General features: G+C 73.4%; 20 protein-coding genes. 11 read left to right on the top strand and 9 right to left on the bottom strand.

All coding sequences use genetic code 11. The features are described from left to right. Positions 1–33 precede the first annotated feature (33 nt). The 3 genes from ACZ7H1_RS31990 to ACZ7H1_RS31980 all read left to right on the top strand — a co-directional run bounded on the left by ACZ7H1_RS31990 (position 34) and on the right by ACZ7H1_RS31980 (position 2796). A complete protein-coding gene (locus ACZ7H1_RS31990; RefSeq protein WP_470791371.1) occupies positions 34–909 on the top strand; it encodes an alpha/beta fold hydrolase in 876 nt (291 codons plus the stop codon). 211 nt (positions 910–1120) lie between these two features. Then, positions 1121–1471 (top strand): YciI family protein, encoded by a 351-nt coding sequence (locus tag ACZ7H1_RS31985; protein ID WP_470791369.1) that lies wholly within the window; start codon positions 1121–1123, stop codon positions 1469–1471. A gap of 5 nt (positions 1472–1476) precedes the next feature. Continuing rightward, entirely contained in the window at positions 1477–2796 is a 1320-nt protein-coding gene (locus ACZ7H1_RS31980; RefSeq protein ID WP_470791367.1) for an RNA polymerase sigma factor, read from the top strand. Positions 2797–2854: 58 nt separating this feature from the next. Here the strand turns inward: ACZ7H1_RS31980 and ACZ7H1_RS31975 are convergent, their stop codons facing one another. The 3 genes from ACZ7H1_RS31975 to ACZ7H1_RS31965 form a co-directional block, all read right to left on the bottom strand. Beyond that, positions 2855–4447, bottom strand: a complete 1593-nt coding sequence (locus tag ACZ7H1_RS31975) for a transporter (protein ID WP_470791407.1) — start codon at positions 4445–4447, stop codon at positions 2855–2857. Positions 4448–4497: 50 nt separating this feature from the next. Continuing rightward, entirely contained in the window at positions 4498–5385 is an 888-nt protein-coding gene (locus tag ACZ7H1_RS31970; RefSeq protein ID WP_470791366.1) for an ABC transporter ATP-binding protein, read from the bottom strand. Between the two features lie 70 nt (positions 5386–5455). Further along, complete coding sequence (locus ACZ7H1_RS31965; protein WP_470791365.1) at positions 5456–6121, bottom strand: bifunctional DNA primase/polymerase; 666 nt, start codon at positions 6119–6121, stop codon at positions 5456–5458. Between the two features lie 303 nt (positions 6122–6424). On the opposite strand from ACZ7H1_RS31965, the gene ACZ7H1_RS31960 reads away from it, so the two are divergent. Together ACZ7H1_RS31960 and ACZ7H1_RS31955 are read left to right on the top strand one after the other, a co-directional pair. Continuing rightward, entirely contained in the window at positions 6425–7807 is a 1383-nt protein-coding gene (locus tag ACZ7H1_RS31960; protein ID WP_470791363.1) for a transcriptional regulator, read from the top strand. Positions 7808–7948: 141 nt separating this feature from the next. After that, on the top strand, positions 7949–9574 hold the full coding sequence (locus tag ACZ7H1_RS31955; protein ID WP_470791362.1) for a hypothetical protein: 1626 nt from the start codon (positions 7949–7951) through the stop codon (positions 9572–9574). A gap of 61 nt (positions 9575–9635) precedes the next feature. Here the strand turns inward: ACZ7H1_RS31955 and ACZ7H1_RS31950 are convergent, their stop codons facing one another. Then, entirely contained in the window at positions 9636–10967 is a 1332-nt protein-coding gene (locus tag ACZ7H1_RS31950; protein ID WP_470791361.1) for an ABC transporter substrate-binding protein, read from the bottom strand. A gap of 178 nt (positions 10968–11145) precedes the next feature. Here ACZ7H1_RS31950 and ACZ7H1_RS31945 point away from each other — a divergent pair, with 178 nt between their 5' ends. Together ACZ7H1_RS31945 and purU are read left to right on the top strand one after the other, a co-directional pair. Continuing rightward, on the top strand, positions 11146–11592 hold the full coding sequence (locus tag ACZ7H1_RS31945; RefSeq protein ID WP_470791406.1) for an SCO4402 family protein: 447 nt from the start codon (positions 11146–11148) through the stop codon (positions 11590–11592). A 40-nt stretch (positions 11593–11632) separates the two neighbouring features. Further along, a complete protein-coding gene (gene purU / locus ACZ7H1_RS31940) occupies positions 11633–12508 on the top strand; it encodes a formyltetrahydrofolate deformylase (protein WP_470791360.1) in 876 nt (291 codons plus the stop codon). A gap of 51 nt (positions 12509–12559) precedes the next feature. Here purU and ACZ7H1_RS31935 read toward each other — a convergent pair whose 3' ends face one another. Together ACZ7H1_RS31935 and ACZ7H1_RS31930 are read right to left on the bottom strand one after the other, a co-directional pair. Continuing rightward, positions 12560–13870 carry a zf-HC2 domain-containing protein gene (locus ACZ7H1_RS31935; protein ID WP_470791359.1) on the bottom strand — a complete coding sequence of 437 codons (1311 nt, stop codon included), beginning with the start codon at positions 13868–13870 and terminating at the stop codon, positions 12560–12562. Further along, positions 13867–14430, bottom strand: coding sequence for a sigma-70 family RNA polymerase sigma factor (locus ACZ7H1_RS31930; protein WP_470791358.1), 564 nt, complete (start codon positions 14428–14430; stop codon positions 13867–13869). The genes ACZ7H1_RS31935 and ACZ7H1_RS31930 overlap by 4 nt, the downstream gene beginning before the upstream one ends. 253 nt (positions 14431–14683) lie before the next feature. Between ACZ7H1_RS31930 and ACZ7H1_RS31925 the strand changes: the two genes are divergently transcribed. Beyond that, positions 14684–15202 carry an EF-hand domain-containing protein gene (locus ACZ7H1_RS31925; RefSeq protein ID WP_470791356.1) on the top strand — a complete coding sequence of 173 codons (519 nt, stop codon included), beginning with the start codon at positions 14684–14686 and terminating at the stop codon, positions 15200–15202. On the opposite strand, the gene ACZ7H1_RS31920 is transcribed toward ACZ7H1_RS31925, so the two are convergent. Further along, complete coding sequence (locus tag ACZ7H1_RS31920; protein ID WP_470791355.1) at positions 15172–16116, bottom strand: PhzF family phenazine biosynthesis protein; 945 nt, start codon at positions 16114–16116, stop codon at positions 15172–15174. The genes ACZ7H1_RS31925 and ACZ7H1_RS31920 overlap by 31 nt on opposite strands. A 187-nt stretch (positions 16117–16303) precedes the next feature. Then, a complete protein-coding gene (locus ACZ7H1_RS31915; protein WP_470791353.1) occupies positions 16304–17605 on the bottom strand; it encodes an MFS transporter in 1302 nt (433 codons plus the stop codon). Positions 17606–17692: 87 nt separating this feature from the next. Here ACZ7H1_RS31915 and ACZ7H1_RS31910 point away from each other — a divergent pair, with 87 nt between their 5' ends. Then, positions 17693–18586 (top strand): ArsR/SmtB family transcription factor, encoded by an 894-nt coding sequence (locus ACZ7H1_RS31910; RefSeq protein WP_470791351.1) that lies wholly within the window; start codon positions 17693–17695, stop codon positions 18584–18586. Here ACZ7H1_RS31910 and ACZ7H1_RS31905 read toward each other — a convergent pair. After that, entirely contained in the window at positions 18583–20160 is a 1578-nt protein-coding gene (locus ACZ7H1_RS31905; RefSeq protein ID WP_470791350.1) for a class I adenylate-forming enzyme family protein, read from the bottom strand. The two genes, ACZ7H1_RS31910 and ACZ7H1_RS31905, sit on opposite strands and share 4 nt — an antisense overlap. Before the next feature lie 135 nt (positions 20161–20295). Between ACZ7H1_RS31905 and ACZ7H1_RS31900 the strand changes: the two genes are divergently transcribed. After that, positions 20296–21519 carry an amidohydrolase family protein gene (locus ACZ7H1_RS31900; protein WP_470791349.1) on the top strand — a complete coding sequence of 408 codons (1224 nt, stop codon included), beginning with the start codon at positions 20296–20298 and terminating at the stop codon, positions 21517–21519. Continuing rightward, positions 21519–22679, top strand: coding sequence for an acyl-CoA dehydrogenase family protein (locus ACZ7H1_RS31895; RefSeq protein ID WP_470791347.1), 1161 nt, complete (start codon positions 21519–21521; stop codon positions 22677–22679). The genes ACZ7H1_RS31900 and ACZ7H1_RS31895 overlap by 1 nt, the downstream gene beginning before the upstream one ends. Positions 22680–22685: the final 6 nt, after the last annotated feature.

Raw genomic sequence — 22685 nt, 5'->3', positions numbered from 1 at the left:
ACTCTGGGCGGGAGCGAAGGGGGTGCATCGACCTTGGTACGGCGCTTCGATGTGACGGGGACCGGCGGGGTGCGTCTGGCCGCCTGGGAGTTCTCCGAGCAGCCCAAAGGTGACTCCGGGGACGTCCCCGCGGCCGAGTCCGCCTCCACCGTCCTCTTACTGCACGGTTTGATGGGCCGGGCCGCCCACTGGGCCGGTACGGCCCGTTGGCTCGCCGAGCGCCGCCGGGCGGTCGCCCTCGACCAGCGGGGTCACGGCCGCAGCGAGTGCCCGGCCGAAGGCCCGTACACCCGCGAGGCGTTCATCGCCGACGCCGAGGCCGCCATCGAACAGCTCGGCCTGGGCCCGGTCACCCTCATCGGGCACTCCATGGGCGCCCTCACGGGCTGGCAGCTCGCCGCCCGCCGCCCGGACCTGGTGCAGGCGCTCGTCATCTGCGACATGCGCGCCTCGGCCCTGGGCGCGGCCTCCCAGCGCGAATGGGAAGACTGGTTCCGCACCTGGCCGCTGCCGTTCGCGACGCAGGGGGACGTCCGCAAGTGGTTCGGCGAGGACGACCCGTGGGTCGAGCGGCCCAGCCCCGCCCGCGGGGAGTTCTTCGCCGAGGTGATGGCGGAGGGCCCGGACGGCTGGCGCCCGGTGTTCTCGCGCAGGCAGATGCTCAAGGCGCGCGAGACCTGGGTGTACGACGCGCACTGGGAGGAGCTGGCGCAGGTGCGCTGCCCCACGCTGGTGGTGCGCGGCCTGGACGGCGAGCTGGGACGGGCCGAGGCACAGGAGATGGTCCGCGTCCTGCCCCACGGCGAGTACGCCGAGATCCCCGACGCCGGCCACTACCTCCACTACGACCAGCCGACCGCCTGGCGCGCGGCCCTGGAACCCTTCCTGGAAGGCGTCCCGGCCCCCTGACCCCGGCCCCCTGACCCCGGCCCCCTGACCCTGAACCCCGGCCCCCTGACCCCCGGCTCCGTGCCCCGCCACCGCGGATCCGCCGCGATGGCGGCCCGGCACCTCCTGGAGAAAACTTTCGGTGTGCTGTCGATCGGGCCGGGTCCCGTTCGTCGTCATGGTGTACGGCAACCCGCCGCACGGCACACCGGGACCTGACAGGAGTCGGACCATGAAGTACATGATGCTGATCAACAGCGGCGCGACGGACGAGGCCGGCGGTGCGGCCGAGTGCACCGTCGAGGACTGGATGCTCTACGACAAGGCCGTGAAGGACGCCGGGATCTTCGTCTCCGGCGAATCGCTCGCGGACCTCGTCACCGCGACCGTCGTCCGGGTCGGCCCGGCCGGCGAGCGGACCGTCACCGACGGCCCGTTCGCCGAGACCCGCGAGGTCCTCGGCGGCTTCTACGTGATCGACGTCCCCGACCTCGACGCCGCGCTGGACTGGGCCGCCCGGTGCCCCGGCGCCCGCGGCAGCGGCTCCGTCGTGGTGCGCCCGGTCGCCGACTTCGGGGCCTGAGTCCGATGGACGGCGCCGGCGGCCCGCACCCGGACGCCGGGCAGTCCGTGGAGGCCGTGGAGGCCGTGTTCCGCGAGGAGCACGGCCTCCTGCTGGCCTCCCTCGTCCGCCGCTTCGGCGACCTCGACCTCGCCGAGGAGGTCGCCTCCGAGGCCGTCGAGGCGGCGCTCGTGCACTGGCCGGTGCAGGGCGTCCCGTCCCGGCCGGGCGCCTGGCTGCTCACCACCGCCCGCCGCAAGGCCGTCGACCGGCTGCGCCGGGACCAGGCCTACGCCGCCCGGCTGGCCGTCCTCCAGGTGGAGGCCGACCGGGCGGCCCCCGGCCCCTCCGCCGATACCGGCGCCGCGGCCGCCGCTGCCACCGCGGACCGAGACCTTCCCGACGACCGGCTCCAGCTGTTCTTCACCTGCGCCCACCCCGCGCTCGCCGCCGACGACCGGGTGGCCCTCACCCTGCGCTGCCTCGCCGGACTGACCACACCCGAGGTCGCCCGTGCCTTCCTGGTGCCGCCCGCGACGATGGCCCAGCGGATCGTGCGCGCCAAGAAGAAGATCCGCCAGGCCCGCATCCCCTTCCGGGTGCCCGATGCGGACGAGCTGCCGGAGCGCCTGCCCGGCGTGCTCCAGGTCGTGTACTCCGTCTTCACCGAGGGGTACGCGGCCAGCTCGGGAGCCGCTCTCCAGCGGCTCGACCTCGCCGAGGAGGCCATCCGGCTGGCCCGGATCCTGCGCCGGCTGCTGCCCGCCGAGCGTGAGGTCGCCGGCCTCCTCGCGCTGATGCTGCTGATCCACGCCCGCCGTGCGGCCCGTACCGGACCGGACGGGCAGCTCGTACTGCTCGAGGACCAGGACCGCGGCCTCTGGGACCGCGCGATGATCGAGGAGGGCCGCGCCCTGGTGCTCGACGCCCTGCGCGGCGGCCCGCCCGGACCGTACGGCGTCCAGGCCGCGATCGCCGCCCTGCACGACGAGGCCGCCGACCTCGCGACCACCGACTGGCCGCAGGTGGTCGCGCTCTACGACGTACTGCTGGCCCTCACTCCCGGGCCGGTCGTCGCGCTGAACCGGGCCGCGGCGATCGCCATGCGCGACGGGCCGCAGGCCGGGCTGGAGCTCCTCGACGAGCTCGCCGGCGAGCCCCTGCTGCGCGGCTACGTGCCGTACCCGGCGGCCCGCGCGGACCTGCTGGCCCGCCTGGGCCGCTTCCCCGAGGCGGCGCGGGCCTACCGGGAGGCCCTGGCGCTGGCCGGCACCGAACCGGAACGGGCCCACCTGCGCCGAAGGCTCGGCGCGGTGGACCCGTCGGCAGCGGACGACTCCGAGTAGCGACTCCGCCCAGGGACTCGGTCCGCGTAGGGGCTGCGCACAGGGACTCGGCGAGCGGTCAGCCCTTGCTGACCGCCGTGAGGATCTCCGGCAGCCGGCCGGCCACCCACGGCGCGGCCGTGCGCACGCCCGCCCACGCGGTGAGCGTGCCCCAGCCGACGCCCAGCGGAAGCACCAGCCACAGCAGGGAGTGGTGCCCGGCCACGTGCAGGCAGACCGTCAGGACGATCATCGGGGCGCACAGCACGGCCGAGACGAGCATGCCGCCGAAGATGCTGATCCAGGCGAGGCCGCCCTGCCCCGGGGCGACGTTCTTGAAGGCGCCGTCCTGCGGGATGGAGTACGGGAAGCGCGCCGAGCTGATGGCGCCCGTGCACAGCATGCCGCCGAGCAGCGCAAGCGAGAGCCCGAGCGCCTCGGGCAGGGCCTGCCAGTCGCCGATCAGCGCGGCCGTGACCACGGTGACGACGACGCTGTACGGGACGGTGACCAGGGCCAGCGCGAAGGCACGGGCGCGGAGTTCGGCGTAGGCGTCGCGCGGCGTGGAGATCGTCTGCGCGACCATCCAGAACGCCGAGGTGTCCTGCCCGAACTGGTTGTACATCTGCACGCCGAGCATGCCCGCGCCCATGCAGGCGAGGTAGACGGACCCGGTGCCCTGGAGGGCGTTGAAGACGGGGACGATGGCGCCGACGGCCAGCGAGGTGATCCACGCCGACTTCGTCTTGGGGTCCCGCCAGACGTAGCGCAGCGTCCGGTGCATCACCGTGCCGGTCCGCCCGGCGGGCAGGAAGCGGGCCAGTCCGGATCCGCCGCGCTCCCGGGCGGGTTCGGCGGCGGCGATGGTGGAGCCGTCGGGGGTGACCATCAGCTTGGTCAGCGAGCGCTGCCAGGCCCACAGCAGTGCGGCCACGCCCAGTACGGTCACGGCGAGCTGGGCTGCCGCGGTGCCGTACGCGCCCTCGCTCGCGGAGTCGACGGCGCCGATCGCGGTGGCGGGCGGCAGCCAGCGCACCACGTCCGCGGCCGGTTCGAGCGAGTCGAGCCCGCCCGCCTGGAAGAGCCGCTGGCTGCCGAAGTTGACCACCTGCGCGCCGACCGCGATCAGCAGGCCGCTCAGAACGGCCAGGTCGCGGCCCTTGCGGCTGGACAGCAGCCGGACGTTGGCGGTGGCGACCGCGCGCGACAGGGCGATGCAGCCGAGCAGCAGTAGCGGCACGGCCAGGACGCCGGCGGCGGTGCCCGCGGCGCCGTGGGCGACCGCCACCACCGAGCCGACGGCCAGGCAGAGGGTGAAGAAGGGCCCGATGCCGATCAGCGAGGACGTCACGAGCGCGCCGACCAGCGGGCGCGGGCGCAGCGGCAGCATCACCAGGCGGGACGGGTCGAGGGTCTCGTCGCCGCTGGAGAAGAACAGCGGCATCACGGTCCAGCCGAGGGCGAGGACCCCGGCGAGGAGGACGGCGATGGTGGGCGCGTGGTCGATCCCGCGCATCAGGACCAGGGACAGCAGCAGGCTCGCCGCGCACAGCAGCGTGAAGACCACGGAGAGGATGTACGCGGCCTTGCGCTTCGCGGACTGACGCAGGCCGTTGCGCATCAGGGAGAGCTTGAGGTGCACGAAGACCGGGGTGAGTTCGGCGGTGGTCATCGCCCGCCCGGCCGGGGCGCTGCCGACGGGTGCGCCGGTGGTCGCGGTGCTCACCGGGCTGCTCCGCCGCCGAGCCAGTCCAGGGACTCGCCGGCGTCGCGGCCGCCCGCGCCGACCAGTTCGAGGAAGGCGTTCTGGAGCGAGGAGGCTTCGCCGCGGACCTCGGTCAGCGGGCCCGCCGCGCGGATCCGGCCGGCGGCCATCACGGCGACCCAGTCGCAGAGCGATTCGACGAGTTCCATGACGTGGGAGGAGAAGACGACCGTGGCGCCGGAGGCGGTGTAACGTTCCAGCACCCCGCGGATGGTCTGCGCCGACACCGGGTCCACGCCCTCGAACGGCTCGTCCAGGAACAGGACTTCCGGGTTGTGCAGGAGGGCTGCGGCCAGCCCGATCTTCTTGCGCATGCCCGTCGAGTAGTCCACGACCAGCTTGTGCTGGGAGCCCGCCAGGTCGAGGACGTCGAGCAGCTGGGTGGCCCGCTTGTCCACCTCGGCGCCCGGCAGGCCGCGCAGCCGGCCCGTGTAGCCGAGCAGTTCGCGCCCCGAGAGCCGCTCGAACAGGCGCAGTCCCTCGGGCAGTACGCCGATCCGGGCCTTCACGTGCACCGGGTCCTGCCATACGTCGTGGCCCGCGACCTCGATCCGGCCCCGGTCCGGGCGCAGCAGCCCCGTCACCATCGACAGCGTGGTCGTCTTGCCCGCGCCGTTAGGCCCGACCAGGCCGATGAACTTGCCTGCCGGCAGCTCGAGATCGATGCCCGAGACGGCGATCTGGTCGCCGAAGCGCTTCCACAGACCGGTGATCCGTACGGCCGGGGCGCCATCCGTCCCGGGTGCGGGAGCGGGCGACGCCGGTCGCGCCCCGCCCGCCCTCTTCGGCTCGGCGCCCGCCCTCTCCGGCTCGGCCGCATCGGCCGCGTACACCTGGTCGGGCATGCGCTGCACCTTTCCTCGTTCCCCGTTGGTCGCACCACCCTACGAGCAGGAAAGACGAGTTCAGAAGCAGTTACGCACGCCGGGCGCGGGCCGCTGCAGCTTCCCTTCCGGAGGCGTACGCGAGGGGGTTGATCAGCTCCTCCGCGTCGGGGAGCCAGCGGTTCGCGGGAGTGGGCCGTCGCGCCCACTGCACCGCGCCCCGTCCCCCGTACCGGGTCGGAGGGGCCGCCACCCACTCGCCCTCGCCCCGGGCCTTGAGGTCGATCGCGGACGGCGCCCAGCCGAGCTTGCGCACCAGGTCCGGGACCTTCGCCCCGGCGCCGGGCAGGACGAAGAACAGCATCCGCCGGTCCGGGGTCAACGTGACGGGCCCGAGGGTCAGTTCCATCCGTTCCATGCGGGCCAGCGCCAGGAACCCGGCGGTCTCCGGCACGTCGATCGCGTCGAAGGTGCGGCCCGTGGGCAGCAGGATCGACGCCTTCGGCTGGCGCTGCCAGGCCCGGCGGGCCTGCACAGCGCTGCCGGTGGCCTGCGCCGCCCAGTCGTCGCGCACCGGGTGGGCGCCGGGGACCAGGCACTCCGAGTCCCCGCAGGAGCAGAGCTCCTTGCCGTCCTCGGCCTCCAGCCAGGTGCCGGGAAACACGTCCCAGTGCCGCTCTTCTGCGTACCGCACGGCATGGTCAAGCAGCTGCTCGCCGCGCTGCTTGGGGATGGGTGCGGCTTCCGTGACTCCCATGGTCTCTTCCACGTCCTTCACAACTCCCGCCGTCACCTGGGGTTACGGGGGTGGGTGGGGGCGGGGCGGACGATCCGCGCAGCATCGATCCTGCACGCGGGGCGCACGGGTGCACGGGCGGGGGCGCGCATGGGGCCGGGAAGCGGGGACTGGGTAGCGACACCCGTGAATGCACGGCTGAAATCCGACAACCCCCGGCAAGCGAGCGCAAGAGCGCCATCTTCCGGGCAAGTTCCGCATTCTCCGCACATCAGCCGGGCAGTGATCAGTCGAACGATCACCCGCGGCCCCAGGGGGTTTTCCATGGCAGCCAGGCCTCTCGTCGCCCGCCAGCCGAACGAACGGCTGCAGGCGCTCATCCAGGAAGCCGGGTGCTCCAACGCCGGACTCGCCCGCCGCGTGAACATGTGCGGTGCGGAGCACGGACTGGATCTCCGCTACGACAAGACCTCCGTGGCCCGCTGGCTGCGCGGCCAGCAGCCGCGCGGCCGCGCCCCCGGCATCATCGCCGAGGCCCTGGGCCGCAAGCTCGGCCGCACCGTCACAATCGACGAGATCGGCATGGCCAACGGCAAGAACCTCGCCTCCGGCGTCGGCCTCCAGTTCTCCCCGACCGTCGTCGGCGCCATCGAGCAGGTCTGCGAGCTGTGGCGCAGCGACGTCGGCCGCCGCGACTTCCTGTCCGGCTCCAGCGTGGCCGCCTCCGCGCTGGTCGAGCCCAGCCGCGACTGGCTGATCACGCAGGCCGACGCGCAGGTCGCCCGGACCGCGGGCGCCCGGGTCGGCGCCTCGGACGTCGAGGCGGTACGGGCCACCACCGACGCCCTCGTCGACCTGGACCACCGCTTCGGCAGCGGGCACGTGCGCCCGGTCGTCGTCCACTACCTCAACAGCGTGGTGTCGGGGCTGCTGGGCGGCTCGTACCGGGAGCCGGTGGGGCGGTCGCTGTTCGCGGCGGTGGCCCGGCTCACCGAGCTCGCCGGGTACATGGCCGTGGACACCGGGCAGCCGGGGCTGGCCCAGCGCTACTACATCCAGGCCCTTCGGCTGGCCCAGGCGGCGGGCGACCGCGCGTACGGCGGCTACGTCCTGGCCGCGTCGATGAGTCATCTGGCTGCCGAGCTGGGCAATCCGCGGGAGATCTCGCAGCTGGCGCGGGCCGCGCAGGAAGGCGCTCGGGGGCAGGTCACCCCGCGGGTGCAGGCGATGTTCTTCGCCGCGGAGGCGCGCGGGCACGCGCTGCTCGGGGACGTCCGTGCGACGCAGGTGCTCGCGGGGCGGGCCGTGTCGGCGCTGGAGCGGGCCGAACCGGAGTCGGGGGACGATCCGGTGTGGATCGGGCATTTCAACGAGGCGTACCTCGCCGACGAGCTGGCGCACTGCCACCGGGACCTCGGTCAGGCGGAGGCGGCCGGGCGGCGGGCGGAGGAGGCGCTGCGGGCGCTGCCCGAGAACAAGGCGCGCAGACGGGCGATCGGGCTGCTGCTGCTCGCGGTCTCGGAGGTGCAGCGGCGCGAGGTCGAGCAGGCCTGCCACACGGGCATGCGGGCGGTGGAGCTGCTCGGGACGCTGCGGACGAACCGCGGGGCGGAGTACTTGGAGGACTTCCGGCAGCGGCTGGAGCCGTTCCGGGACGAGGCCGCGGTGCGGGAGTTCAGCGCGCGTCTGGAGATGCAGACGGCCTGAGGCCGGCAGGACTGTGCTTTTCGTTGTTCATCGAGGGTGTTCCGGCGAGTCCTCTTGAATTCGATCATGGGTGCGTGGCAGTTCGTCAGGTGGACCCGGTAGCGTAAACCGACGATTCCGTAGGGTGGAGAAGGAGTCCCGGTGACGCAGAGCGGCCAGGGGGGCGAACCGCAGTACCCGGCGGCGCAGCCCCCGCGCGAGGGCATCGTGCTGCCCGCCGACGGCTCCGGTCCCTGGGGGCCGGGCACGCCCGAGGCGCAGCCCGCGGCGCCCGCAGGGGGAACACCGTGGGGCGACCAGTGGGGCCCGGGGCAGCCGCCGCAGGCTCCGCCGATCCCCGGCATCCCGCCCCAGCCGGGGTACGGCTACCCGCAGCAGCAGCAGTCGTACGAGGACCCGTACGCGTACGGCGGGCAGCACGGCCAGCATCAGCACCAGGAGCAGGCGTACCAGGACCCGTACGGGCAGCAGCAGCCCCCGCACCACCAGCAGCAGCCCGAGCCGCAGCCCGGGTACGGCTACCCCCAGCAGGCCCCCCAGCACGAGGACCCGTACCCGTACGCGCAGCAGCAGCAGCAACAACAACAGCAGGCGCAGGCGTACCAGCCGTACCAGAGCATGGGGTCCGACGCCGATGCCACGGCGATGATCCCGCCGTACCAGGCGCAGGCCGCTGCCGCCGCGGACGCGGAGGCGACCGCCTTGATCCCGCCCTACCAGGCGCAGGCAGCGGCGGACGCGGAGGCGACGGCGCTGATCCCGCCGTTCCAGGGTGATCCCGATGCGGCGGCGACCCAGTACATCCCGCCGGTCCCGGCAGGCCCCGGGTCCGGCTCCGGGCCGGGGCAGCCGGCCGGCCGGGCGGCGCGCTCCGGCCGCCACAGCCAGCCCGGCCCGCCCTCGGAATTCGACGGGCTGTTCCGCGACGACGACGCCGCCGGTTCCACGGCGCAGATGCCGCGGATCGAGGAGCCGCTGCCGCCCGCCCCGGCGGCGAGGCGCCAGCAGCCCGCGTACGGCTACCAGCAGCCGCCCGCGCCGCCCGGCCCGGGACACCCGCGGCCCCCGCAGTTCCAGCAGCCCCCGCCGCCCCCGCCGGCCCCGTACGGCGGTGAGCCCGAGCCGCGCCGTACGCCGGTGGTGCTCGTCGTGGCGGGTGTGGTGGGCCTGGCGGTCGTCGGGCTCGGTGTCGGTGCGCTGATCGGCGGCGAGAAGGGCTCCAACAGCCCCACCGAGTCTTCGCAGGTCACGGCGTCGACGACGCCCAAGTCGGGCGCCAGCCGGCCGCCGGGCGAGGAGCCGGTGGACCCGGCGAAGGCGCAGGCCGTCCAGCTCGACAAGCTCCTCGAAGACAGCAACGACAGCCGGGCCGCGGTGATCCGCTCGGTCGAGGACATCAAGGTCTGCGACAACCTGGACCAGGCGGGCGAGGACCTGCGGGACGCCGCCCGGCAGCGCGAGGAGCTCGTCACGCGGCTGGAGGACCTGGAGATCGACAAGCTCCAGGACCACGAGCGGCTGGCGGCCTACCTCACGAAGGCCTGGAAGGCCTCGGCGTCGGCCGACAACCACTACGCGGAGTGGGCCGAGCAGGTCGACGACAGCAAGAAGCTGTGCAAGGGCGGCAAGGCCCGGGCCACGAAGCACACGGTCGCGGCCAACCGGGCGAGCGGTGAGGCGACGGCGGCGAAGCAGTCCGCCGCGACGCTGTGGAACCGCATCGCCGGCAAGTACGACCTGACGACCCGCGACCGCACGCAGCTGTAGCGGGCCGGGCCCGGGACCGCCGTCGTGGTCCCGGGCCCGGCCGCCCTGCGCCGGCCGGAGGTCAGTTGGAGGTCGGGGCCGACTCCAGGGTGTCCGTCATGTCCATCGCACCCTCGCCCTGGGAGACCATGACGCCGCCCTGCACCCGCTGGAAGGTCACGCGGCCGTTGACGATGCGCGGGAAGCCGCCCACCGCGCGCATGTCCTCGTAGCGCCAGCTGAGGTCGGGCGTGAGCCCGCCGGTGCGGACCCCCTCGGCCTTGTCCAGGGCCCGGGCGATCCGGCGCGCGGTGATCTCCTCGTCGCCGAGGCCCTTCACGATCTCCGAGAAGACGGTGTACGCGATCCAGGTGGTCTGGGTGCCGGTGTCGGCGGGGTCGACGCGGTCGTCGCCGAAGGCCTGCTTGCTGATGACGGTGCGCATGGGTTCCCACAGCGGGTCGGTGGCCACGGGGTACCAGCCGGTGACGTACGCGCCCTCGAAGGGGCCGTCCTTGCCGCCCGTGCGGTTGACCAGGCCCTGGCTGACGCTGCCGAGCACGGAGGCGACCTGGACCTTCTGGTCCTCGTCCTCGACGCGCCGGAAGGAGTCGAAGAAGGTCTCGGTACGGTCGCCCAGCGCGGCCGTCACACAGCCCTTCGCGGCCTTCTCGCGGGCCGCGGAGGCCCCGATCCGGGCGGGCAGGCCGCTGGCCGCGCCCGCCTGGTCGAGGGCGGCGCGGGCCTGCGTGCTGTAGTCGGTGGCGTCCTCGGCGGCCCGCACGTCGGCGGCGGGGCCGGCCTTCACGGACTTCAGGCCGGCGTTGAGCAGCAGCGGCATGGTGTCGCCGGGCAGGGTGTCGGGGCGGACCAGGGCGACCCGGTCGCAGACCCGGGCGAGCTGGCGACCGGTGCCGGCGAGCAGTACGGGCTGGCCGCCGTTGACGGGGTAGGACAGGGTGCTCTGGAACTCCTCGGGGGAGACGCCGTAGCCGCCGATGAAGGGGATGCCCGCGGTCTCCAGCGGAGCCATGAATGCGCGGCCGTGCTGGCTGTAGGAACCGATGACGGCGACCGCGCCCTCGTCCACGGCCTTGCGGGCGCAGTCGGCGGCGCCGGTGGCGGTGTTGTGCTCGTTGCAGGTCAGGACCCGCAGCCGGTGGCCGTTGATGCCGCCGCGGGAGTTCACCCACCGCTCGTACGCCTTCGCCATGGCGGGCATGCCGGGCATGTTGGTGGCCTTGGTGCCCTCGGGGGCCCACGTCATGACGGTCAGGGGCTCCCCGGATCCCCCCGCTTTCCCGGGGAGCACCCCGCATCCCCCGATGAGGGACGCACCGATCGCCGTACACAGGGCCGTGCGGGCCGCGGATGCAGTGGAGCGAATGGAGCGGGTGCGTCGCCTACCGGTCATGTGCATGCACAATTCCGCCTCATCGGTAACGGCGGAGTGATGTCCATTCAACGTTCGGTGACGTCCAGGTGAACTACGGGGGTGTCAAGATCCGCCCGGAGGGAACGTACGATCGACGACCGTGACATTCGTCCAAGCTTCGAAGAACTCTTCCCGTCGTGGCCGCGGCTCCTCCACCATGGGCGGCATGCCGCTCAACGACATGCCCTGGTGGCGCTGGCGCAGCAACGTGCGCTCGGCGCTGCACATGCTCTCCGATCCGGTCTTCCACGAGGAGTGCTGGCTCGCCGGCCTCGACGGGTACGGCGACGTCACCGACGCCGTGTACCGCCTCGTCGAGGACACCTGGCTCGACAGCTGGTCCGCCGAGAAGTACGTCGGGACGATATTCCGCGACTCCCAGGAGGCCGCGCTCGTCGACGTGGCCGTGCTGCGGGTGCTGCGGATCCTGCACCAGGTCGGCCCGGACGCGCCCGTCTCCGTGTACCTGGAGCACCACGGCTGGCCGGAGGCCGTACGGGCCGCCCGCGACGCCCACGTACGCCTCGCGACGGCCGACGGGGAGGACCCCGACGCGCAGCCGCGCTCCCTGGAAGTCCTGCGGATCCTCACCCGCACCCCCTGAGCTGCCGGGCGGGCCGCAAAGTGTGAAAGTCTGTGGCGTCATGAGCGACCCGCACACCGTCACCGCGCCCCAGCAGTACGTCCTCACCCTGTCCTGCCCCGACAAGCAGGGCATCGTGCACGCCGTGTCGAGCTACCTCTTCATGACCGGCTGCAACATCGAGGACAGCCAGCAGTTCGGAGACCGCGACACCGGTCTCTTCTTCATGCGGGTGCACTTCTCGGCGGAGGCCCCGGTGACGGTCGAGAAGCTGCGGGCGAGCTTCGCCGCGATCGGCGACTCCTTCCGGATGGACTGGCAGATCCACCGCTCCGACGAGCGCATGCGGATCGTGCTGATGGTCTCGAAGTTCGGGCACTGCCTCAACGACCTGCTGTTCCGGTCCCGGATCGGTGCGCTGCCGGTCGAGATCGCGGCCGTGGTCTCCAACCACACGGACTTCGCCGAGCTCGTCGGCTCGTACGACATTCCGTTCCACCACATTCCGGTGACGCGGGACAACAAGCCCCAGGCCGAGGCGCAGCTGCTGGAGCTGGTCCGCTCGGAGAACGTGGAACTGGTCGTCCTCGCCCGCTACATGCAGGTGCTCTCCGACGACCTGTGCAAGGCGCTGAGCGGCCGGATCATCAACATCCACCACTCCTTCCTGCCGAGCTTCAAGGGCGCCAAGCCCTACCACCAGGCGCACGCGCGCGGTGTGAAGCTGATCGGCGCGACCGCGCACTACGTCACCGCCGACCTCGACGAGGGCCCGATCATCGAGCAGGAAGTCGAGCGGGTCGGCCACGAGGTCACTCCGGACCAGCTCGTCGCCATCGGCCGGGACGTGGAGTGCCAGGCGCTCGCACGGGCCGTGAAGTGGCACAGCGAGCACCGCGTCCTGCTGAACGGCGCCCGCACGGTCGTGTTCGCCTAGGCCCGGCAGGTACGGGCGGGCGCGCCGGGAGCGTCGCGCCCGCCGGGCGGGCTACAGCCGGCTGAGCGAGGCGGTCGCGAACAGGACGTCGCGGATCGCCTCGCGGTCGCCGTGCTGGCCCGCGGCCGCCTCCTCCGGCGTGATGTGCCCCGCCGCCAGCTGGCAGAACTCGGCTCCTTCGAGCGCGATCTCCGCCACCGTGTGCTCCGCCGAAGCCGTCGCCGCCGGCGAGTCCAGCGGGATGTCCCAGCTGCCGCCACCCGCACCCTCGACCTCCAGGTGCAGGGTGCGGCCCGGGGCGCCCGCCGCGACCAGACCGCGCGCCGGGGCAGCCAGCCCCGCCTGCCGCCGCCGCGCCAGCACGCCCGGCAGCAGCCGGGCCGCCAGGTCGATCATCCGGTGCATGTGCGGGCCGGCGGGCGGAGCGTACGGGTAGTCGACCGCCTCCGCGATGTCCGCCGCGTGCACCCAGCACTCGAAGGCGCGCTCCAGGAACGCGTCCGCCAGCGGCAGCGAGAAGTCGCCGTACGAGACGGCCAGCTCGGCCGCGCCGCGCCCCGCGAAGGAGACCGTACGGATCAGGGTGTGGCCCTGCTCCCGCCACGGCTCCCGGACCCGTCGCGTCGTCGGGTACGGCGACGATTCCCAGAAGTGCTCCGTGCGCCCGGCCGGACCGGTGTCCGGGGCGTCCGCGCCCAGCGGGTCGTCCAGCCCCAGCGCCGTCGCGACGAGCCCGTCCACCGTCATCAGGTGCCCGATCACCCCCGCGACCGTGGTGCGGCGGCTCTGCGCGCGCTCGTCGCCGAACCACCGCAGCCGTACCGGCGCGTGCCACTCGGCGTCGCCGAAGTCCCGCAGCAGCGCGTCGAGCCGCGCGGTCTCGGTGTCGTACGGACCCGCCCACACGGGTACGGGGATCCGCGCCGGCCGCCGCCCCAGGCAGCCCTCCAGCACCCGCGACCGCAGCAGCGGATCGAGGTCCAGGCTCTCGTCGGGGTGGAGCAGGGCAACCGCGTCCCGCAGCCGCAGCGCCTCCTCGGCGCAGGGCGCGCACTCCGTCAGGTGGTCCTCGACGGCCTGTGTCTCCTCCGCCGAACACGCCGACAGCGCCCATGCGCCGAGCAGCGACTTCAGCAGCCGGTGCGAGGGCGGGGACGCGGGCGGCGCGGGTGCGAGGGCGGGGTCGAGGTCGTCGGCGGCGCCCCGGGGAGCCGGTATCCGGGCGGCTCCCGGGCCGTGGGCGCCGTCCCGGCGGGAGCCGTCACCGGCGTCGTCGCCGCGGCCCGCGCCCCGGCCGGAGCCGTTGCCGTCGCCGTGCTCGTCGTCGTCGCCGTTCCAGCGGTCGTGTGCGGGGCCGTTCATCGGGTGCTTCCGTAGCCGGGCGGGGACGGGTCCTCGCGGGAGATGGCGTTGGCCGTCGACAGCAGCTGGAGTCCCAGCCGCAGCCGACGCCGTGCCTCGTCCTCGGTGACCCCGAGGTCGGCGGCGGCCTGACGGTAGTCGCGCCGCTGGAAGTACGCCAGTTCGAGTGCGGCGCGAAGCGGGGCCGGCATCGAAGTGACGATGTAGTCGGCGCGGGCGGCCGCCGTGGCCCGGCGCACCTTCTGCTCCAGCTCCTCGCGGGAGCTGCGGCCCAGCTCGGCCTGGCGCAGCCGGGACACGGCCTGCCCCTGGGTGATCCGGGCGACCCAGGACCGCATGGAGCCCTGCTTGGGGTCGTAAGCGTCCGGGTTCTCCCAGATGTAGCCGAACACTTCGCGGGTGATCCGGTCGGCGGCCTTCTCGTCGCCCAGCACCCGGTGTGCCAGTCCGTGCACGAGCGAGGCGAACCGGTCGTACAGCTCGCCGAGCGCGGCCGCTTCGCCGCGTGCCAGCCGCTGCTGCATGCGGCGGTCCCAGCGGGGTGGTGCGTCCTTCACCATGACGGCCCCCAACCTGTGTCGACTACACGAATGTAGTCGCCCCCGCCCTTCCCGCGCCTTCTTTGGGCGAACCTCCTGCGGACCTGGACGCTCCGTGTTAAAGCCGGCGACGCGCCCCGGTGCGCGCCCCGTGCGCGGGGCCGGTGCGGCCACTTGACCGCCCACTGCGCTTAACGTCCGCGCCATCGAGGGCTTACGCTGCCGCCTGTCTTGAACTGCACCCCACCGCACATGTGAAGGCGGAACGCCGAATATGGACAGCGCACAGTACGAGCGCAAGATTGCCGCCCGATTCGCCACCTTCGACCAGGACGGCAACGGCTATATCGACCGGGAGGACTTCAGCGCGGCGGCCAGGGCCGTGCTGGCCGAATTCGGCACCACCGCACGCTCCGACAAGGGCCAGGCCGTGTTCATCGGCGCGGAGGCCTTCTGGCAGGGCATGGCGGGCATCGCGGACGTCGACGGCGACCAGCGGGTGACCCGGGAGGAGTTCGTCACCGGGGCCGCCAAGCGGCTGCGGGACAGCCCCGACCGCTTCGCCGAGATCGCCCGGCCGTTCCTGCACGCCGTGATCGCCGTCGCCGGCGAGCCCGGCTCGGGCGTGACCCCGCAGGCCGCCGCCCGGGTCCTGCGCGTCCTGGGCACGCCGGAGGAGCTGGCCACGCAGGTGGCGACCGCCCTGGACGGCGACGGCGACGGCAACATCTCGGAGAACGAGGTCCTCGCGGCCTTCGCGGGCTACTGCGGCGTGGAGGCCCCGGACGAGTAGGAATCCCCCTCCGGCAGGGCGCGCAGCGCGCCCTGCGCGACGAAGGCCACGGCGCCGCCCACGCACACCCGGTGGACGTCCTCGCCGTGGCCGTGCGCGCTGACGGTCATCTCGCCGGTGCGCCCGGTGAAGCGGCCCTGGCGCATCACGGCCTCCTCGCCGTCCCCGAGGCGGCCGTGGCGGCGCAGGTACGCGGCGGCGCAGCCGGCGCCGCTCCCGGTGGCCACGTCCTCGGCCGCGCCGTCGTTGGTCCAGTGCCGCCCCTCCAGCGCGCCGGCGTCGAGGAGGTAGGCGAACTGCGCGCCGACGGAGGCCAGTACGGCGTCCAGGTCCACGGTCACCCGGGCGCGGGCCAGTGCGTCGCCGCGTACGGGCAGGATCAGGTACCGCAGTCCGGTGGAGACGACTTCGGGCGGGAGCTCCGGGTCCAGGTCGGCCGGGTCGAGGGCGAACCAGCGGGCCGGGCCGTCCGGTTCGGGGCGTCCGAGGAAGAGCGCGGGGCCCTGGTCGAGCCGGGCTGCATAGCGGCCGGGGGCCCGGAACTCCGTGTCGACGCGGACGGTACGGGCCGGCAGCCGCAGGGTCCAGGCCGCGCGCCCGGCGCCACCGGACCCGCCGCCGCTCCCGCGTCTGCGGTTGTCACCGCCGTCGCCGTGCAGGGCGTGCAGGACGGCTGCCGCGCCGATCAGCGGGTGTCCGGCGAAGTCCAGTTCCTGCTCGTGGTCGAAGACCCGCGCCCGCCACGTGCCGGCCTCGCCGGCGACACGGGTCAGGAAGACCGATTCGAAGTGCCGCAGCTCCTGCGTGATCCGCAGCATCGCCTCCGCCCCGAGCCCCGAGGCGTCGGGGAAGACCGCGAGGCTGTTGCCGCCGTAGGGCCGGTCGCTGAAGACGTCGACGTGCTCGAAGCGCATGGCGCCCACGCTAAGGGCTGTCCCGTAACCCCCGGCGGGCGCACGAAGCCGGCTACGGCACCTCGCTGCGTTGTCGGAACATCCCGAATACGCCCGGTGTGCGGATGCTCCTCCGTCTTGCGATGCACCGCATCCGATGCCGTGCGCTGATCCACCAGGGGTTACGGGACAGCCCTCCGCTTGCAGTTCACGGGAGTTCACGGGCGCTCCGCAGCGGCGAGAGGAGCAGGGGCAGGACGGCCAGCAGCTCGCCCACGGCTCCCGCCCACAGGGCCGTACGCGGCCCGAAGTGCTCGCCGAGCAGCGCGCCCACGAGTGCCCCCACGGGCATCGCGCCCCACACCACGAACCGGAAGGTGGCCGTCATCCGGCCCAGCAGCTCCGGCGGGCACAGCTGCTGGCGCAGCGCGACGGAAATGATCCTGAAGGTCATGAACGCCGTCCAGCCCAGGCCCTGGAGGGCCACGGCGACGGCGAAGCGCCAGTCGGACTGGAAGCAGGGGACGGCCGGCAGCCACAGCACGCCGCTGACGACCACGGCCGCGCACATGGCCCGCCCCCGGCCCAGGCGGGCCGCGATGCGCGCGGTGAACAGGCTGCCGAGGAAGCCGCCGGCCGCCTCCGCGGCGAAGACGAGGCCGCACAGGAACGGCGACAGGCCCAGGTCGCCGGCGAGCAGCACGAGCAGCATCGAGGCACCGACCGTGCCGCACAGGTTGGAGATCGCGGACGCGAGCGTGACCGCCCGCAGTACCGGGCTGCCGAGGACGAACCGGAGCCCCTCGGCGATCTCGGCCCGCAGGCTGCGCCGCGCGGCCGGAGAGGCCGGCGCGGGCGGCGCGCCGTCGGGGCGGCGGATCCGGGACAGGAGAAGTGCGGAGGCGAGGTAGCTGACGCTGTCCACGGCGATCGCGACGGGTGCGGTCAGTACGCCGACCAGCGCCCCGCCCGCCCCGGGGCCGGCGGCCTGGGTGAGGGTGCGGCCGGCTTCGAGCGCGGAGTTGGCCTCGACCAGGCGGGCGCCGTCGACGAGGCGGGGCAGCCGGCTCTGTGCCGCGACGTCGAAGAAGACGGTGCACACGGACATGCCGAAGGCCACGACATACAGCTGGGGCAGGGTGAGCACGCCCTGCCACGCGGCGACGGGAACGGACGCGAGGAGCGCGGCACGGACCAGATCGGCCGCGATCATCACCCGCTGGTGGCGTGCGCGGTCCACCCACGCACCGGCGGGCAGGCCGAGGAGGAGGAAGCCCAGGTACTCGAAGGCCACGAGCAGGCCCGCCTGGAAGGGCCCGGCGTGCAGGGTGCCGATGGCCACGAGCGGCAGCGCGAGCAGGGTCACGGCCGTGCCTGCCTGGCTGACGGTGTCGGCGGACCAGAGCCTGCGGAAGTCGGGGTCGGAGAAGAGGCCGCGGGGCGGCGCGGGACGGGTTGCGGTGCCGGGCCGGCCGGGCGGGCGCAGTCCGGGAGGGGAGGAGGCGGTCATGTCCGCGAACATCACCAGCAGCGGCGGGGCGCGGCCATTGTTTTAGTCTGGGCGAAAAGCTCGTCGGGCACCGGAGGGGGCGTACGGATGGGCGCGGTGCGGTTCGGACTGGGTGACCTGGCCCAGCTGAGGTTCGCGGTGTCGCCGCTGTGGGAGACGGTGGCGAGCGTGCGCGCGGCGGCGGATCCGGCCCGGCACGCGGTGCACCTGCCGTGGATCAAAGAGGCGTTGGCCGTGCGGCGGGCCGGTGGGGGTGCCGGGCCGGAGGAGCTGCTCGTCCGTCTGTCAGGTTTCGTGGCGCCCGCGCCGCGGTGCCCGCTGGCCGAGATCGAGGAGGAGCTCGCGCTCCTGCCGGCACCGGCACCGGACGGCCCGGGAGGGACGGGGGACGCGGGCGCGGTGACAGTGGCGGTGACGGGCTGGTGGCGGGCTGCCGTACGGCCCCACTGGCCGCGCATCCGCGCCGTACTGGAAGCCGACATCGCGTACCGGACCCGGCAGCTCGCCGAGGACGGCATCCAGGAGGTCCTCACCCGGCTGCACCCGGCCCTGGGCTGGGACGGCGCCCGTCTGGTCTCCGCAGACCTCCCGGCGGCGGAACCGCAGCTGGACGGCGCCGGCCTCACGCTGGTCCCGAGCGCGTTCGCGGACCGCTGCGTGCTGCTCGAGGGGCAGGGCACGACCCCGCCGTGCCTGGTCTACCCCGCGCGTGGGACCGGCATGCTGTGGGAGCGGCGCGGCAGTACGGGCGAGGGCCTGGCCCGCCTGCTGGGCCGCAGCCGGGCCCGGCTGCTCGCCGGTACGGCCTCCCCGGCCACAACGACCCAGCTGGCCGCCCGTACGGGACTGAGCCTGGGAGCGGTCTCGCAGCACCTGGCCGTGCTGCGGGACGCGGGCCTGGTCACGGGCCACCGCTACCGGCGCGAGGTGCACTACGCGGCCAGCGACATGGGCCTCGCCCTGCTCGGGGACGGCCCTTAGGCGTAGCGCTCGCGCAGTTTGTACTTGAGGACCTTGCGCAGGGTGTCGTTGCGGGGGAGGGAGTCGACCAGCTCCAGCTGTTCGGGGAGTTTGTGGGTCGCGAGGCCTTCGGCGCGCAGGTGGTCGGTGAGCGCGGCCAGGGTGAGGGGTTCGGCACCGGGGGGCTGTTCGACCACCGCGCAGACGCGTTCGCCGCGCTCGGGGTCGGGGAGGCCGATGACCGCGGTGTCGGCCACGCCGGGGAGCCGGTGGAGCAGGTCCTCGATCTCCTTCGCGGAGATGTTCTCGCCCTTGCGGATGATGACGTCCTTGCTGCGGCCGGTCAGGACGAGGTGGCCGTCGGCGGTCAGGTGGCCGAGGTCGCCGGTGACGAGGTAGCCGTCGGCGTCGAAGACGCCGGCGTTCTGGGCGGGGTCCAGGTAGCCCTGGCAGACGGCCTCGCCGCGCAGCCGCACCTCGCCGTCGGTGCCGGCCGGGAGGGGCGTGCCCGCGGCGTCGGTGATGCGGACGGACATGCCGGCGGGCGGGCGGCCCTCGGTGGTGGCGAGGTTCTCGGGGGAGTCGTCCGGCGAGCCCATGGTGATCATGGGGACTTCGGTCATGCCGTAGCCGTGGGTGAGCTGACAGCCCAGCTCGCGGACCACCGCGTGGTAGATCTCCGGCGGTTTGGGGGCGCCGCCGCCCGCGAGGAGGCGGAGGGTGGGGATCAGCTTCTCCCCGGGCTGCTTGCGCTGTTCGGCCAGGAACATCGAGTAGAAGGCGGTGGAGCCGCCCGCGACGGTGACGCCGTGGCGCCGGTAGCCCTCCAGCGCGTCCGGCATCGCGAACTTCTCGAACAGGACGGCCGGGAAGCCGTAGAGCAGCAGCATCACCAGGTAGTCCGGGCCGCCTATGTGCGCGTACGGGAAGGCGATCGAGCCGACGTCGGCGGGGCCCAGGTGCAGGGCGTGGGCCAGGCAGGAGCCGCCGGCGATGAGCGAGCGGTCGGTGTGCAGGACGCCCTTGGGGTCGGAGGTGGTGCCGGAGGTCCAGTAGATCCAGCGGACCTCGGTGCCGGATGCGGGCGGGGGCGGGAGCTCGGCCGGGTCCGCCTCGGGCAGGTCCTCGTACGCCTCGAAGGTGCCGCGGGCGCCCAGGCGGCCGGCCATCGCGGTGTGGTCGAAGCCGCGCCACTTCCCGGGCACGGCGAAGAACCCGGCCTTGGACTCGCGCAGCGCGAAGCCGACCTCGCGGTCGCGGTAGAAGGGGATCACGGGGGACTGGACGGCGCCGAGCCGGGCGAGGGCCACGGACAGCAGGACGGTCTCGATCCGGGTCGGCAGCTGCCAGGCGACGACGCTGTCGGGGCGGATGCCGCGGGCGTGGAGGGCGGCCGCGACGCGCTCGGCGCGGTCGTGCAGCTCGCCGAAGGTGATGCGGCGGCCGCCGTCGGCCTCGATGAGCGCGGGGGCGCCCGGGGTGAGCGCGGCGCGGCGCGTGATCAGGTCCCACAGGGTGGCGGCCTGCCCCAGCTCTCGGGCGCGCCCCGGCTCTCGGGCCTGCCCCGGTCCTGTCGTGGTGTGCGTGTCCGTCATGCCCAGCCTCCACAACCGAGATATCTGACGGATGGTCAGATCAACTGGAGAGGGTAGGGCGCGGCTGCTTGTCGGTCCAGGGGTCGCGGGGCTAGCTTGTTTCTGACGATCCATCAGAAACGGTGAGGGGAACCCATGGAACTGCCCCGGATCATCAGCGTGGACGACCACGTGATCGAGCCCGCCCACCTGTTCGACCGGTGGCTGCCCGCCCGCTACCGCGACCGCGGCCCCCAGGCGATCACCGCAGGCATCGGCGAGCTCGTCTACACCGGCGGCAAGTACGTCATCTCCATGGACCCCGACGGCCCGCCGACCGACTGGTGGATCTACGAGGACCTCAAGTTCCCGTACAAGCGCAACATCGCCGCCGTCGGCTTCGACCGCGACGACATGACCCTGGAAGGCATCACCCGCGAGGAGATGCGGCGCGGCTGCTGGGACCCGGCGGCCCGCCTCGCCGACATGGACCTCAACCACGTCGAGGCCTCCCTGTGCTTCCCGACCTTCCCCCGCTTCTGCGGCCAGACCTTCGCCGAGGCCAAGGACAAGGAGGTCGCCCTCGCCTGCGTCCGCGCCTACAACGACTGGATGGTCGAGGAATGGTGCGGCGACAGCGGCGGCCGCCTCATCCCGCTGTGCATCATCCCGCTCTGGGACATCGGCCTCGCCGTCGCCGAGATCCGCCGCAACGCCGCCCGCGGCGTCCGTGCCGTCACCTTCTCCGAGATCCCCACCTACCTCGGCCTGCCGTCCATCCACTCCGGCTACTGGGACCCGTTCTTCGCCGTCTGCCAGGAGACCGGAACCGTCGTCAACATGCACATCGGCTCCAGTTCGCAGATGCCGGCCGCCTCCCCCGACGCCCCGCCCGCCGTCCAGGCCTCCCTGAGCTTCAACAACGCCATGGCCTCGATGATGGACTTCCTCTTCTCCGGGGTCCTCGTGAAGTTCCCGCGGCTCAAGCTCGCCTACAGCGAGGGCCAGATGGGCTGGATCCCGTACGCCCTCGAGCGCGCCGACGACGTGTGGCAGGAGCACCGGGCCTGGGGCGGCGTCCGCGACCTGATCCCCGAGCCCCCGTCCACGTACTACTACCGGCAGATCTTCTGCTGCTTCTTCCGCGACAAGCACGGCATCGAGGCCATCGACATCGTCGGCCGCGACAACGCCACCTTCGAGACCGACTACCCGCACGTCGACTCGACCTTCCCGCACACCAAGGAGGTCGCCCTCGACCACGTCAAGGGCCTCGACGACGAGACCGTCTACAAGCTCATGCGCGGCAACGCCATCCGGATGCTCGGCCTGTCCTTCGACCAGGGCGGCCGGGGCAGCCAGGGCGGCCAGGGCCGCTGATGGACCTCACGTACACCGACGAAGAAGAGGAATTCCGCACCCGGCTGCGCGAATGGCTCGCCGTCGTGCTCCCCAAGCTCCCGCCCCGCCCCTCGCCCGACGACTGGCCGGGCCGCCGCGCCTACGACACCGGCTGGCAGCGGGCCCTCCACGACGCCGGATACGCCGACGTGCACTGGGACGCCGCCCCCACCCAGCGGCTGATCTTCCTGGAGGAGACCGAACGGGCCGGAGCGCCCTACGTCGGCGCGAACTTCGTCGGCCTCCTCCACGCCGGACCCACCATCGCCGCCGAAGGCACCGCAGAGCAGCAGGCCCGCTGGCTGCCGCCGATCCTGCGCGGCGACGAGATCTGGTGCCAGGGCTTCTCCGAGCCCGGCGCCGGCTCCGACCTCGCCTCCCTGCGCACGCGCGCGGTCCGCGACGGCGACGAATACGTGATCACCGGCTCCAAGATCTGGACCTCCCACGCCGAAGTCGCCGACTGGTGCGAGCTGCTCGTCCGCACCGGTCCCTCCAGCCCCTCCAGCCCCTCCGGCCCCGACACCTCCCGGCACCGCGGCATCACCTGGCTCGCCCTGCCGATGGACGCGCCGGGCGTGACCGTACGGCCGCTGCGCACCCTCGCCGGATCGGCCGAGTTCGCGGAGATGTTCCTCGACGAGGTACGGGTCCCCGTCGCCAACCGCGTCGGCGCCGAGAACGACGGCTGGCGCGTCACCATGGTCACCCTCTCCTTCGAGCGCGGCACGGCCTTCGTCGGCGAGGTCGTCGCCTGCCGCCGGGTGCTGGACGAACTCGCCCGCCACGCGCGGCGCACCGGGCGCTGGGACGACCCCGTCCTGCGGCGCAGGCTCGGGCGGCTGTCCGCGGAGTTCGGCGCGCTGTGGCGGCTGATCCAGTGGAACGTGAGCGCCGCCCAGCGCACCGGCGGCGTCCCGGGCACCGGCGGATCGGTGTTCAAGCTGCGCTACTCGCACGCACGGCAGGAGCTCTACGACACGGCGGCAGAGGTGCTCGGCGCGGGCTCCCTCGTCCTCGACGAGGAATGGGTCGCGGACCGCCTGTCCTCGCTCTCGTACACCATCGCCGCCGGCACCTCGCAGATCCAGCAGAACATCGTGGCCGAGCGGATACTCGGCCTCCCGAAGGGCCGGTGAGCACGC

This window comes from Streptomyces sp. NPDC037401 (assembly GCF_055602345.1).
This window is presented reverse-complemented; position numbering and strand designations above follow the sequence as displayed.